Origin of the sequence: Streptomyces sp. SudanB5_2050, assembly GCF_964272335.1 — a bacterium.
Lineage (GTDB): Bacteria > Actinomycetota > Actinomycetes > Streptomycetales > Streptomycetaceae > Streptomyces > Streptomyces rochei.
Genome location: NZ_OZ186760.1, coordinates 7,346,332 through 7,359,424, shown reverse-complemented (window position 1 = coordinate 7,359,424; position 13,093 = coordinate 7,346,332). Strand labels below are relative to the sequence as shown.

Here is a 13,093-nt window from a genome sequence, read left to right as displayed (position 1 = left end):
GTAGCGGACGCCGGGGCCGCGCCGGGCGGAGGGTGGAGGCAGCAACGACGGCACCGATTCCCCGGAGGGCAGCCATGGCCGAGCAGATCGCCGGCATCGAGATTCCCGACAGCGCGCCGGCGCGGGAGGCGACCGACCTGATCCGCGACACCACACCGCCGCTGATCTTCCACCACTCACGCCGTGTGTACCTCTTCGGCAGCCTCCAGGCCGCCGCCCTGGGCATCCGCCCCGACCCGGAGCTGCTGTACATCGCCGCGCTCTTCCACGACACCGGCCTGGTGCCGCCCTACCGCGGTGACGACCAGCGCTTCGAGATGGACGGTGCCGACCAGGCCCGCGCCTTCCTGCTCGCCCACGGCATCCCCGAGGCCGACGCGGACACCGTGTGGACGGCCGTCGCCCTGCACACCACTCCGGAGGTGCCGTACCGGATGGCCCCCGAGATCGCGGCGACCACCGCGGGCGTGGAGACCGACGTGCTCGGCCTGCGGCTGGGCAATCTCACCCGGGCCCAGATCGACGCGGTCACCGCCGCGCATCCCCGCCCGGACTTCAAGAGGCAGATCCTGCGGGCGTTCACCGAGGGGTTCGAGCACCGGCCCGCGACCACCTTCGGCACGGTGAACGCGGATGTGCTGGAGCACTTCGCGCCCGGCTTCCGGCGTACGGACTTCGTCGAGGTCATCGAGAACTCGGCCTGGCCGGAGTGACCGGCGAGCCAACCGGCACAGGCAGGGACGGGCCGGCGCGGGCCGATGCGGGCCGGCGCCTGGCTCAGCCCAGCTCGGCGAGCAGGTCCCCGGCGGTCACGCGGGTCAGGGTCGGCGAGGCGTCCCCGGCCCCGGAAAAGAGCCGGTAGGACGTGCCCGACGCCCCCGGCGGCCGGACGTCACCGTGGACCGTCGCGAGGAAGACCCGCCGGCCGGCGGCGAGCCCGGCCGCGGCCGCGTCGGGGTCGGTGTGCGCCAGCCGTTCCTCGGCGTCCTCGTGGGACGCGACTCGGACGGCGAACGCGGCCTCGCTCTCGGCCGCCCGCCGCCGGTAACGCAGCACCGTGGGCTCCGGCTCCCGGGACACCACCGCCACCTCCGGCGAGAGGGCGGCCGCCCGCAGGACGGCGAGGTCCCACAGGGTCGCCCGGCCGCCCGAGGTGAACTGCTGCCAGAGGTCACCGGCCACCGCGGCCAGCTCACCGCCGCCGTGCGAACCGATGCTCTGGAAGCCGCCCGCGGACGGCAGGTGGGTGTCGGTCCACAACGCCCGCCGGCGGGCCAGGTCCACGATCATCGGCAGGCACACCTTGGAGTCGCCCGCGAGGTCGAAGCGCTGCCGCACGGTGCGCGGGTCGTAGGTCGCGTCGCGCGGGCCGTCCGCGGGCAGCGCCATGAACCCGGCGAAGGCGTCCGGCAGTTCCTCGAACGGGACGTTGTTGTAGCTGAAGACCAGCGGGACGGCGTAGGTGTCTCCCCGCCGCGCCAGCCGCTCCAGGTCGAGGTCCACGTACTCGGTGGCGCCGCGCGGCGCCGGGGCCGACGTGAGGTCGCCGGAGTGGATCGCCGCGTCCGGACCGTGCACCAGGTTCGTGTAGTCGCACAGGCCGGTGAACGTCCACTCGGCGTCGAAGAAGGCGACGGACAGGTCCAGGTCGGTGCGGTTGCCCCGGGGTTCCGTCCAGTGCAGGAACAGTCGGAGCACGGAGCCCTCGGGGAGTGCCTGGACGCTGCCGCGGCCCACGGTCACCAGGGCCTTGGCGGCGGTCCGCTCGGTGAACGGCACGGTGAGGTCGGTCAGTCCGGCGTCCAGCACCGACAGCTCGTAGGGCCGCCCGGCGGCGAACCGGCGCAGCAGTTCCCCCTCCAGCAGGGCGACCACCTCGGACACCGGCCCGGCGGGCAGGGCGGGGCGCCGCTCGGGGACGGACAGGGCCCGGGTGACGTCTCCCCGCGGGAAGAACACGCGCCGGGTCCCGGTGCGGTCCTCGGTGCGTATCCGCAGCGCCCCGAGCGCCGACAGCAGCGGGCCCGGGCCCACCTTCGGCAGCCCGTGCCGCAGGGCCTTCTCCAGCTCCGGCGCGAGCGCCTCGTCGGTGTGCAGGCGCAGCAACACGTCCAGGCGGCGCACCAGTTCGCCGGGCCGCTCCCCGGCGAGGGCCGCGGCCCGGGCGGCGTCCCCCTCGGCCACCGCCTGCTCCAGCCGTCCCGCCCAGGTGGCCGGGCGGACTCGGGTGCCGTCCGGGCGCACGGCGTCCGGGTGCGCGGCGGCCGTGGTCAGCAGGGCGGCGCCGAAGGCGGTGTCCGGGTCCAGCGGTGTGCCGCGCAGCACGGCGGTGGCGAGCGCGGCGCGCGGGTGCCGGATGTGCCCCTCGAAGGGGTGCAGCACCTCCGCGGCCCGCTTCCAGGCCGTGGGGTGCCGCAGCATGTCCTCGACCAGGTACGGCGTCGGCAGTCCGTCGAGGACGGAGAGCAGGTCACGCCGCAGGGAACGGGGAACGTTCGTGAACCGTGCCGGTGTCACCAGCCCGGCGTCGCCGCCCGAGAGCACGGCGAGCAGCCGCAGCACGTCGGTGGCGGTGGTGAGCCGCTCGGCGAGCAGCCGCCGCAGGGCCGGCAGCGACGGTGCCCGGCGCACCAGCGCGCCCAGGACCAGCGCCTTGGTCTCGCGGACCGGGATGTCCTGCGGCAGGTCGCCCCGGCCGGCCGGCGTGAGCGGCAACAGGGTCAGCAGGTCGTCCCGGTCCTGCGGGGAGAGCGGGGTGCGGCGGGCCAGCAGGGCGTCCACCGCCGTGGTGGCGTCGGCGGTCATGTCGGTGCCCAGGCGCAGCAGCCGCAGCGGGCCCGGTACGGTCGCCCTGGCGGCGCCGACGGCACGGACCGGACGCAGGAAGGGGTCGTCCCCGTCGATCCTGCGGTGGCACAGCGGGCATCCCGCGTAGTCCGAGCCGTCCCAGCACAGCCGGCAGACCAGGTGCGCGCAGGGTGACACGGGCAGGACGGTGCGCGCCTCGCCGCACAGCACGCAGGGCTGCTCGGGCTGCTGCAGCAGGAAGGCGAAGACGCGGTCCACGTACAGCGCCTCGGTGTCGCGCGGCACGGTGCGCGGGAAGCGGCGGAAGAGCGGGGTGTGGGTGCGGTCCGAGCCGAGCAGGTCGTCGACGAGTCCGACGAGGCGTACGTGGGCGGCCGCCAGTTCCTCGGAGTCCAAGGAGGCGAGGACCGCGTGCAGCGGCGCGGAGACGGCGTGGCCGCGGCCGAGCAGTTCGGCCTCTAGCCGGCGCAGTGCGGCCCTCGGCGGACCGTCCGGCTCGGACCCCGGGGTCACGTAGACGCTCTGGTCACGGCGCAGCAGTACGGACTCGGCGGCGAGCAACAGGAAAGCCTCCACGGCGGCGACGGCTCGGGACGGAAGAACGGGGGCGGAGAGTGGGCGCGCGGGATCTTTGCAGGAAGGTGAGAAGGATGCACGCCGGGGAGCCGCCCCCGTCGCCGCTCATCCCACCACAGGCGCGCGCCGGGGCCAACGCATTTATCGGGCCCGGGGATCGCGGGGCGGGATCACGGGTGCGGGCGGCTCAGTGCGTCGGCGGGGTGGGCCCCGCGAGGGCCTTCGCGTGCTGAGCGGCGGTCAGCCGGCGCACGAAGAGGATCGCGAGCACGGCGGCGAGGATGTCGAATCCGGCACCGGCCATGACCAGTCCCGCCGCGTCGCGGATCGCGTCGACGTCCTGGGCGTCGTCGTAGGTCCTCGACGCGTAGCGGTCGAAGACCGTGGCCCAGACCCAGGCGCCCCACCAGGCGTTGAGGAGTCCCCGGTGGCGCGGTGCCGCGCTGTGGGGCCAACGGTCGCCGGCCCGCAGCACGTCGGCGGCGATGCCGCGCGGGATCCAGAGGTTCGCGATCGGGATGAACCAGCAGGCGATCGCCCAGCCGGGCGTCCTGCGCTGGATCTCGGGTGCGAAGACCTCCGCGTTGTGGCGGACCCGGTGGAACCAGATGACGAAGACCACCGCCGTCGCGAGCAGGGCCGCGCCGTACAGCACGGCCGCCCCGGCCATGGCCTGGTCGGCGCGGCTCGCCTCTCCCCCGTCGAAGTCGACCACGCCGCCCGCGGCGACGTCGTCCAGCAGCGACCGCATGTTGAGCGATGCGGCGATGATCAGGAGGTCGGCGACGATGACGACCGCCAGCAGCGCGGTGACGGCGTGCGCGAGACCGATGGGCGAGCGCAGCACCGGGCCAGGCACGGCCGGGTACGGAACGGGCATGGGTGTGGACGCATGCGTCATGGCGGGCCCCCGGGACGGTGTCGAGCGCCGCGGCGGTCCGAGGACGGCGCGGCGTACGGCCGCGGATCCGCGGCGGCCTCGGGACCTTACCCCATCGTGGTGATCATTCCGCCGGACGGGACGGGGCGAGGACCTGACGGGCTGCCAGGCCGCCCTGCCCCGTTCTGCTCCGAGGGACGCGGCCCTGCGTCACGGAGTCCTCGCGTCGACCGCCCGCGCGACGCCGGTCCGTCCGCGGGCGGACGGTCGCGGGCCTCGTACGGCGATGTACAGGAAGAGCACGGCCATCACCGCGACCCCCGCCCACATGGCGTTCTGCCAGCCCTCGACGAACGACTCGCGGGCGGCCCGGGCCAGTTCCCCCGCGTACGGACCGCCCCGCTGCGCGGCGTCGACGGCGTTGGCCACCCCCTCGCGCGCGGTGTCCGCCGTGTGCGTGGGGACGCCGTCGAGCCGCGGGTCCACGGCGTCCCGGTAGCCGGCGGACAGGATCGCGCCGAGGAGGGCGATGCCGAGCGCGGTGCCGAACTCCCGGGTGACGTCGTTGAGGGCGGACGCGACACCCTGGCGGTCTCGCGGCAGGGCTTCGGTGACGGCCTCGGTGGAGGGGGTCATCGACAGGCCCATGCCGAGACCCATGGCGAGCATGCCGGGGAGCACCGCGAGGTATCCGCCGTCGACCGACACGACGGACGCCATGAGCGCCAGGCCGGCGCCGGCGAGCAGGACGCCCGTGGCCATGGTCGCCCGGGGTCCGACTCGCGCGCCCACGCGAGGGGCGAGACCGGAGGCGGCCATCATCAGCACGGCCATCGGCATCAGCGCCAGCGTGGACAGCAGTCCCGACCAGCCCAGTACGGCCTGGAGGAACGGGAAGAGGACGACGAAGACGCCGGCCTGGACCCCGAAGACGGCCAGCAACGTGACCGAGCCGCCCGCGAGGCCCCGGTCGCGGAACAGGCGTATGTCCAGGAGGGCCGCGTCCCGGCGGCGCAGCTCCCCGATCACGAAGCCCACCGCGGCGACGGCTCCGGTCGCCGACGCGAGCAGGGTCGAGGGGTCGGTCCACCCTCGCTCGGGCCCCTCCTGGAGGGCGAAGACGAGTCCGGCCACCGCGACGACGGAGGTCAGCGCGCCGACGGTGTCGAAGGCGTGTCCGGTGGTCTCGCGGGAGTCGGGGACCGAACGCACCGTCATGACGAGGGCGGCGGCGACGAGTACGACGGGGAGGACGAAGAGCCACCGCCAGTTCGCCACGTCGACGAGGGCCGCCGAGAGGAACATGCCGAGGATGCCGCCGCCACCGGCCACCGCGGTCCACGCGCCGATGGCCCGTCCGCGCTCCGCCGGGGGAAACGTCGAGGTGATGACGGCGAGGGTGATGGGCATGATCATGGCCGCGCCCACGCCGCCGAGCAGCCGCGCGGCGAGCATGACCTCGGCGGACGGGGCGAGGCCCGCCGCGGCACTGGCCGCCCCGAAGACCACCAGCCCGGTGATCAGGACCGGTCTGCGGCCGAGCCGGTCGCCGAGCGCGCCGAACGGCAGCAGGAGCGCGGCCAGGCCGAGGGTGTAGACGTTGATGATCCACAGGATCGTGCTCTGCGAAGCGTCGAAGGCGACGGCGAGGTCGGGCTGTGCGACGTTGAGCCCGGAGACCGAGGCGATGACGGCCATCAGGGCGACGCAGACGGCGATCAGGATCGCGCGGCGCCGGCGCGCGTCGGGGACTTCCCCGTCGGGGACTTCCGCGTGCACGACTCCCCCGTCGGGGACGCCGTCGGGGTCATGGCCGAGCCGGCCGGGGTGGGGCGTGTTCATGGGACCTCTCAAGGGGCGGACGATTCCCGGCTTGGACCGGAGGAAACAGAGGGAAAGCGGGGGCCGACGCGGTGCGGCCGACCACGTCGACGCTAGGCATCCGATGCGCTACCGGCATAGGATCTTGCGTATGACGCAAGACAACGGCGATCTGGACGGCCTGGTACGCAAGCGCATCCGTGCCCTGCGGGTGGCTCAGGGCTGGTCGCTGGAGGAGCTGGCGGCGCGCGCCCGGCTCAGCCAGTCCACGCTCAGCCGCATCGAGAACGGCCACCGCCGGCTCGCCCTCGACCAGCTCGTCACCCTCGCCCGCGCACTGGACACCTCACTCGACCAGCTGGTCGAGACGGCCACGGACGACGTCGTCTCCAGCCCGATGATCGACGGGGCCCACGGCCTGATGCGGTGGTCCCTGAAGGCCGAGCCCGGCATGTCGGTCGTACGCCAACGCATGACCGAGCCGCCGCCGGAGAGTCCCGCCCGCATGCGGGCCCACCCGGGGCGCGAATGGCTGGTCGTCCTGTCCGGCACCGCGATCCTGCTGCTGGGCGACCGGCGCTTCCGGATCGAGACCAACCAGGCCGCGGAGTTCCCCACCATGCTGCCGCACGCCATCGGCAGGGCCGAAGGCGGTCCGTGCGAGATCCTCGGCATCTTCGACCGCGACGCCCGGCGCGGCCACCAGCGCGGCGGGGACTCCGAAGAGAGGATCCGCCCGGCCCCGTGATCGCCGCTTGCGCGTCACGCGAGGTGAACGGGCATCGTCTTGCTTGCCGGGCAACACCTCGGGCGCGGGACGCATGCGCCCGCTTAGCGTGCGGGCATGGACCACGCACATCCGCGTCCGACCCACCCGACGCACCCCAGCGCACAGCCGGACCGTCCCGCACACTCCGATCACGCCGCACGCCCGGATCACGCCACACGCCCGGATCACGCCGCTCACCATGACCACCCGCAGGCGGCCGGCCACGACACGACCGGCCACGATTCGGCCGATCACGCCGAGATCCTCGACCTGGACGCCGAGGTGCTCGACGCTCCCCTCGCGACCATCACCGCCGGGCTCCCGCTCACCTCCCCGCCGCGCCACATCGTGGACCTGGGCTGCGGCACCGGCGCCGGCACCCTGGCCCTGCTCAGGCGGTTCCCCGGCGCCGAGGTGACAGCCGTGGACTCCTCGGCCGCCCATCTGCGCCGGCTGCGGGAGAAGGCCGAGGCCCAGGGGGCAGTGGACCGCGTCCGGCTGGTCCGCGCCGACCTCGACGCGCGCACCTGGCCGGGGCTCGACGCGCCGGAGCTGGTCTGGGCGTCGGCGTCCCTGCACCACATGGCCGATCCCGCCGACACGCTGCGCCGGGTGCACGACCTGGTGGTGCCGGGCGGGCTGTTCGCCGTCGTGGAGCTGGACGGATTCCCGCGGTTCCTGCCCGGGGACGCCCCGGCGGAGGCCCCCGGCCTGGAGGACCGCTGCCACGCCGCGCTCGACCGCCGGCACGCCGGGCGGGTGCCGCACCGGGGAGCCGACTGGGGTCCGCTGCTGGAGGCTGCCGGCTTCACCGTCGAGGACCGGCGCACCGTCGCGGTCGCCCTCGGCCCCGAGGACGCCGGCCCGGCGGTGGGGCGTTACGCGCTGGCGAGTCTGCGCCGCGTGCGCGAGGGCGCCGCCCACGCCCTGTCGGTCACGGATCTGACCGCCCTCGACCGGCTCCTGGACACGGACGGTCCGCACAGCGTGCTGCGCCGCGGTGATCTGGCCGTCCGCACCGAACGCACCGTGTGGGCCGCGCGCCGCACCTGACCGGGCCCGCCCGGCGGGCGGTGCTTCGGTGCGGACCGCCCCACGGCGGTCACACACCCTGGCGGTCACCCACCCTGGCGGTCACGCAGCCAGGCGGTCCTGCCGAGCGCCTGCGGGCTGCGGTCCGTCCCGCGCCCGCGGGCGGACGAATCGACAGCGCGCCGCCGGCCGACGAGGATGTCGGCCACCGGTCCGTCCGTCCACCGGGCCGCCGTCGGCCGAGCAGAGGAGTGAGCGATGAGCGATCGACCGGGCAGGGTGGTCAGCGACATCACGGTCTCGGTCGACGGGTACGCGGCCGGTCTCCACCAGACGGAGGAGCGCCCCTTCGGCGACGACGGCGGCGACGGCTCGGGGGCCGGGCTGCACGCCTGGATGTTCGACACCCCCGACGAGAACCGGGTCGAGGTCCAGCGGCTGGCCGCAGCGAAGGCGTTCATCATGGGCCGCAACATGTTCGGCCCGGTGCGCGGCGAGTGGGACCGGCGGTGGAACGGCTGGTGGGGCGACGATCCCCCGTTCCACGCACCGGTGTTCGTGCTCACCCACCACCCGCGCGAACCGCAGCCGATGGAGGGCGGCACCACGTTCCACTTCGTCACCGACGGGATCGAGGCGGCTCTGGAACGGGCCCGCGCGGCGGCCGGCGACGGCGACGTCCAGATCCAGGGCGGCGCCACCACCGTGAACCAGTACCTCGCAGCCGGTCTCGTCGACGAACTGCGGCTGCACATCGCGCCCGTCACGCTGGGCGCCGGCACCCGGCTGTTCGAGGGCGTGCCGCCCCTGCGGCTCGAACAGGTGGAGGCGCGGCCGGCGAGCCTGGTGACGCACGTGACCTACCGGGTCCGGGGTGTCCGGGGCGAGGCCCCGGGGCACGGGACCGGCTGACCGGCGAGGCGGTGGGCGCCGGCAGCGACCCTCGGCCGGTCAGCCGATTAGCCGGTCGGCCGGTCAGCCGGCGAGGGCCTGGGTGATCTGCCGGGTGGTCTGTGCGGCCACCCTCGGGTCGTCCGCGGCGTAGGCCGTGTAGGCGTTGAGGCCCGTCGCCAGGGCCCAGCCGCGGCCCCGGGTCCAGGTGGCGTCGTCCACCCCGAGCGCGGTGCGGAAGGCGGCCCGCGGCGCGGCCGACATCAGGGTGAAGGCGATGATCAGGTCACGGGCCGGGTCGCCGATGCCGAGTTCGCCGAAGTCGATGACCGCGCTGAGGCGGCCGTCGGTGGTCAGCAGGTTGCCCGTGTGGAAGTCGCCGTGGAACCAGACCGGGGGCCGGTCCCAGCCGGGGGCGCCGAGCGCGGCGTTCCACAGGTCGGTCATGGCGGTGGCGTCGAACACGTCGGCGACCTGCGCGATGGCGGCGCGCGTCGCCCGGTCCCGGGCGGCCAGCGGTTCGCCGGTGAGGTCGGCGCGCGCGGCCGGCGTCGGGGCCCGGTCGGGTGCGAACCGCTGGAGTGCGGTCAGGAAGCCCGCCAGTTCGACCGCGGCGCCGGACGAGTCGCCCAAGGCATGGACCGTGGCGGTGTCGCCGTCCAGCCAGCGGGTGACGGCCCATTCCCACGGATAGCCGAAGCCGGGTTCTCCCACGGCCACGGGCTCCGGGACCGCCAGGGGCAGGTGCGGGGCGAGCCGGGGCAGCCACTCGAAGTCCTTCCTGGCCTGTCCGAGGGCGTCGGCGTGGCGGGGCATCCGGACCGCGAGGTCGCCGCCCAGCCGGTGGATCACGTGGTCCGAGCCCGCCGGGTCGACGCGCCGCAGGGGCAGCCCGGCCCACTGCGGGAACTGCCGGTCGACCAGACGCCTCACCAGCGCGGTGGGGATCGAGGGCCGGTCCGGGTGTCCAGCGGTCAACGAAGACGCTCCTGAGGTCGGTCCGCCACGCGCGGTGTGCGTGTGCGGCGCGGTCGGGGCCCATGGAAGCGTGCCGCGCGCTCGCGCGTCGACCGCTTTTCGTCCCCCTCGCCCCGGAGTTCAGGTGGCACGGCCGTCCACGTACGTCGCCACCACCTCGATGTCCCCGATGCGCGAGGTGTCGACGCGCGTCGGGTCGTCGCCGAGCACGACGAGGTCCGCGCGCTTGCCCGGTGTGAGACTGCCCAGGTCGTCCTCCCAGTGGCAGGCGTGGGCGCCGGCCAGGGTGTAGGCGTGCAGGGCCTCGGCGACGGTGACGCCCTCTTCGGGGCCGATCAGGAGGCCCGACTCGGAGGCGCGCTCGACCATGAACTGGACGGCGCGCAGCGGCGATCCGTCCGTGACGGGTCGGTCCGAGCTGCCCACCAGCGGGATGCCGTGGTCCAGGAACGCCCTGCCCCGGTAGAGCCAGGGGGCGCGCTCCTCACCCATGATCGCGGCGTAGTCGTCGCCGAAGTACCGCAGGAAGTTGGGTTGCACGACCGCGCGGACACCGAGCCGGGCGAAGCGCGGGAGCTGGTCGGGGCGGATCAGTCCGGCGTGCTCGACGCGGTGCCGGGCGTCGGGGCGCGGGCGCAGCCGCTGGGCGCGTTCGAGGGCGTCCAGGGCCACGTCGGCCGCCCGGTCACCGATGGCGTGCACGGCGAGCTGCCAGCCGGCGAGGTGCCCGTCCACGATCGTGTCGGTCAGGACCTCCGGGTCGTCCTGCAACTGCCCGGCGTGCCCGAGACCTTCGTAGGGGGCGGTGAGCGCGGCGGTGCGGGCCATCATGCCGCCGTCGGTGAACACCTTCAGCGCGCCCACGGACAGCCGGTCGTCGCCGAACCCGGTACGCAGGCCCAGGTCGAGTGCCCGGGGGATGCCGTCGGTGTCGTGCGCGGCCACCGGGTGCAGGGTGTCCGCGGCCACCATGAGCTGCACGCGCAGCGGCAGCAGGCCCCGGTCGCGCGCGAGTTGGTAGGCACCCAGCTCGACGGGGCTGTGGCCCAGGAGGGCACCGCCGACGCCCGCCTCGGCGCAGGCGGTGACCCCTTCGGCCAGGCAGGTGCGGGCGGCCCGCCCGATCGCCTCGGCCAGTTCCTCCTGGGCGTACGGCAGGCGCAGCGCCCGGGCGGCGCCCATGGCTCCCTCGGCGAGGAAGCCGTTCTCGTGCGGTGTGCCGGCGGGCAGCAGGTCCAGGACGGCGGAGTTGACGACGCAGCCGTGCCCGGAGTCGTGCATCAGGTACAGCTTGTGCCCGTGGCTGACCTCGTCCAGTTCGGCGGCGGTCAGGTGGCGGCCCAGCGCCCGCTGGTCGTACCCGGCGATGCTCACCCAGGCCCCGGGCGATCCCTTCTGGGTGACGGCTTCGGCGACGCGGGCGAGGACGTCCTCGACCCGGGTGCACCCGGCGATGCTCGGGGTGCCCTGCTTGAGCCCGGTCCACGCCAGGTGGACGTGGGCGTCGATGAAGCCCGGCAGTACGGTGGCGCCCTGGAGGTCGACCACCTCGCGGGCGGGCAGGGAGGTGACGGCCTCGTCGAGTCCCACGATCCGGCCCCGCCAGACACCGAGGTCGTGGGCGACGGGACGGCCGGGGTCCATGGTGAGGAAGCGGGCGTTGGTCAGCCGGGCACAGAGCATCGGGCGTCAGGCGTCCGTGGCGCGGACGAGGGAACGGGGGCGCAGATCCGTCCAGTTGGCCTCGACGTACGCCAGGCAGGCGTCGCGGGAGTCCTCCCCGAACACGGTCGTCCATCCCCCCGGTACCCGGGCGAAGGACGGCCAGAGCGAGTGCTGGCCCTCGTCGTTGACGAGGACGAGGAATCGGCCGTCGGTGTCGTCGAAGGGGTTGGTGCTCATGCGCGTGGCCTCCCGGTGCATTAGGTTAGGCTCGCCTAAATCGTGATCGAGCTTAGCTTTGTCGCTTTCCGCTCCACAAGGAGACGTCGATGGCACTGGTGGGCGAAGGGGCCTTCACCGCGTACGGACTGCGCGGTGTGCCCGGCACCGACGGTTTCTGGGCGACCGCGAGCGCACCGGTGGCGGTGCCCGACGGCGACGGCTGGAGGACGCTGTTCCTGCGGCGCGGGTCCGAGGCGTCGAGCATCGACTTCGAGAGCTGGTCGAAGCCGGTCCCGTTGCGGCGGTGGGGGTCGACGGACTGCTGGTACGCCGAGGTGCGGATGCCCGCACGGCTGCGGGTGACGTACCGCTTCGTCGTGGACGGCGCGCCCTGTGCCGACCCGCTGAACCCGGTGGGCGCGGGCGGCGAGCGGTCCATCGCGGCGACTCCGGACGCCGAGGCCCAGCCGCACTGGCCGGACATCGCCCCCTCGGACGTCCTGCCGCTGCCCCGTACCCGGTTGCGCTGGGCCGGTGGGCGTCCCGGCGGGCGGCGTACCGTGCGGGTCCACCCGGTGGGCGGCGGCGGGCCGGTGGTGCTGCTGCTCGACGGGGACGACTGGCTGTACCTGCATCCGGCGGCGTCCGCCTTCGAGTCGGCGGTCGCCGGTGGTGACCTGCCGCCGGTCACCCTGGTGTTCCTGCCGGCCAAGGACCGCGTCGCGGAGTTCGGCTGCCGGCCCGAACTGTGGGAGGCGGTCCGGGACGACCTGCTGCCGCTGGTGGCGGAGTGCGGGGTGCCCGCCGACCCGGGAAGGCTGGTGGTCGCGGGGCAGAGCCTCGGCGGCCTGAGCGCCCTCTACGCGGCGCTGCGGTTCCCGGAGCTGGTGTCGCGGGTCGCCTGCCAGTCGGCGTCGTGCTGGTGGACGCCTGGCGCGGCGGACCTGGCCGACCCGCTGGGCGGTCCGGTCGGCGGCACCCTCGCCGAGCTGCTGCGACAAGAGCCGGATCTGTACGGAGCGCGGATCGCCTTCGACGTGGGAGAGCACGAGCGGCGGATGCTGCCGCACTGCGAGCTGGTGGAGAGCCTGACGGAGCGAGCCGGGGCGACGGTGCGGGTCACGCGGTCGCCGTCGGACCACGACCGGGCGGGATGGCGGCACGCGCTGCTCCGCGACGTCGCCTGGGCGCTGAACCGGCCCGGCGGCCGCGCGGCGGACTGAACACCGGGCGCCGAGGGGACGGGCGGTGCCGCGCCGGCCCTCGGGCGGGCGGCCTGGGCCACCCGCCCGGAGCGCGGGCCGTCCTCAGCTCTGCGGACGGCTGCCGTGGTTGGCGCCGTTCTTGCGGCGGGCCTTCTTCTTGCGACGTCGCTTCGAGGACATCTAAACCTCCCTGTTCCTTGCGTTGCGGACGTGGTGCACCGGATCGTCACCACCGGTGATCACAGAGCC

12 protein-coding genes are annotated in these 13,093 nt (G+C 74.6%); 5 read left to right on the top strand and 7 right to left on the bottom strand.

Translation table 11 applies throughout. The features are described 5' to 3' along the window. Positions 1-74 precede the first annotated feature (74 nt). Entirely contained in the window at positions 75-713 is a 639-nt protein-coding gene (locus tag ACFZP7_RS32345) for an HD domain-containing protein (RefSeq protein ID WP_086876218.1), read from the top strand. A gap of 64 nt (positions 714-777) precedes the next feature. Here the strand turns inward: ACFZP7_RS32345 and ACFZP7_RS32340 are convergent, their stop codons facing one another. From ACFZP7_RS32340 to ACFZP7_RS32330, 3 genes are all read right to left on the bottom strand, one after another. Beyond that, a complete protein-coding gene (locus ACFZP7_RS32340) occupies positions 778-3,369 on the bottom strand; it encodes an MXAN_6230/SCO0854 family RING domain-containing protein (protein WP_385638556.1) in 2,592 nt (863 codons plus the stop codon). Between the two features lie 202 nt (positions 3,370-3,571). Then, positions 3,572-4,264: a DUF4328 domain-containing protein gene (locus ACFZP7_RS32335; protein WP_031015104.1), complete on the bottom strand. Its 693-nt coding sequence runs from the start codon at positions 4,262-4,264 to the stop codon at positions 3,572-3,574. Between the two features lie 210 nt (positions 4,265-4,474). Continuing rightward, a complete protein-coding gene (locus ACFZP7_RS32330) occupies positions 4,475-6,106 on the bottom strand; it encodes an MFS transporter (RefSeq protein WP_385637583.1) in 1,632 nt (543 codons plus the stop codon). Positions 6,107-6,236: 130 nt separating this feature from the next. On the opposite strand from ACFZP7_RS32330, the gene ACFZP7_RS32325 reads away from it, so the two are divergent. The 3 genes from ACFZP7_RS32325 to ACFZP7_RS32315 all read left to right on the top strand — a co-directional run bounded on the left by ACFZP7_RS32325 (position 6,237) and on the right by ACFZP7_RS32315 (position 8,798). Then, positions 6,237-6,833 (top strand): XRE family transcriptional regulator, encoded by a 597-nt coding sequence (locus tag ACFZP7_RS32325; RefSeq protein WP_355512902.1) that lies wholly within the window; start codon positions 6,237-6,239, stop codon positions 6,831-6,833. Between the two features lie 96 nt (positions 6,834-6,929). Beyond that, the gene (locus ACFZP7_RS32320; RefSeq protein WP_385637579.1) at positions 6,930-7,907 is read left to right on the top strand and encodes a class I SAM-dependent methyltransferase; all 978 of its coding nucleotides are present in this window, start codon (positions 6,930-6,932) and stop codon (positions 7,905-7,907) included. Between the two features lie 237 nt (positions 7,908-8,144). Next, complete coding sequence (locus ACFZP7_RS32315; RefSeq protein ID WP_385637576.1) at positions 8,145-8,798, top strand: dihydrofolate reductase family protein; 654 nt, start codon at positions 8,145-8,147, stop codon at positions 8,796-8,798. 63 nt (positions 8,799-8,861) lie between these two features. On the opposite strand, the gene ACFZP7_RS32310 is transcribed toward ACFZP7_RS32315, so the two are convergent. From ACFZP7_RS32310 to ACFZP7_RS32300, 3 genes are all read right to left on the bottom strand, one after another. Then, positions 8,862-9,755, bottom strand: a complete 894-nt coding sequence (locus ACFZP7_RS32310; RefSeq protein ID WP_385632475.1) for an aminoglycoside phosphotransferase family protein — start codon at positions 9,753-9,755, stop codon at positions 8,862-8,864. 120 nt (positions 9,756-9,875) lie between these two features. Next, positions 9,876-11,438, bottom strand: a complete 1,563-nt coding sequence (locus tag ACFZP7_RS32305; RefSeq protein ID WP_385632473.1) for an amidohydrolase — start codon at positions 11,436-11,438, stop codon at positions 9,876-9,878. A gap of 6 nt (positions 11,439-11,444) precedes the next feature. Then, positions 11,445-11,657, bottom strand: a complete 213-nt coding sequence (locus ACFZP7_RS32300) for an MbtH family protein (protein ID WP_029394448.1) — start codon at positions 11,655-11,657, stop codon at positions 11,445-11,447. A gap of 89 nt (positions 11,658-11,746) precedes the next feature. On the opposite strand from ACFZP7_RS32300, the gene ACFZP7_RS32295 reads away from it, so the two are divergent. Then, positions 11,747-12,862: an alpha/beta hydrolase-fold protein gene (locus ACFZP7_RS32295; protein WP_385637573.1), complete on the top strand. Its 1,116-nt coding sequence runs from the start codon at positions 11,747-11,749 to the stop codon at positions 12,860-12,862. 84 nt (positions 12,863-12,946) lie between these two features. On the opposite strand, the gene ACFZP7_RS32290 is transcribed toward ACFZP7_RS32295, so the two are convergent. Beyond that, a complete protein-coding gene (locus tag ACFZP7_RS32290) occupies positions 12,947-13,024 on the bottom strand; it encodes a 50S ribosomal protein bL37 (protein ID WP_370443954.1) in 78 nt (25 codons plus the stop codon). Positions 13,025-13,093: the final 69 nt, after the last annotated feature.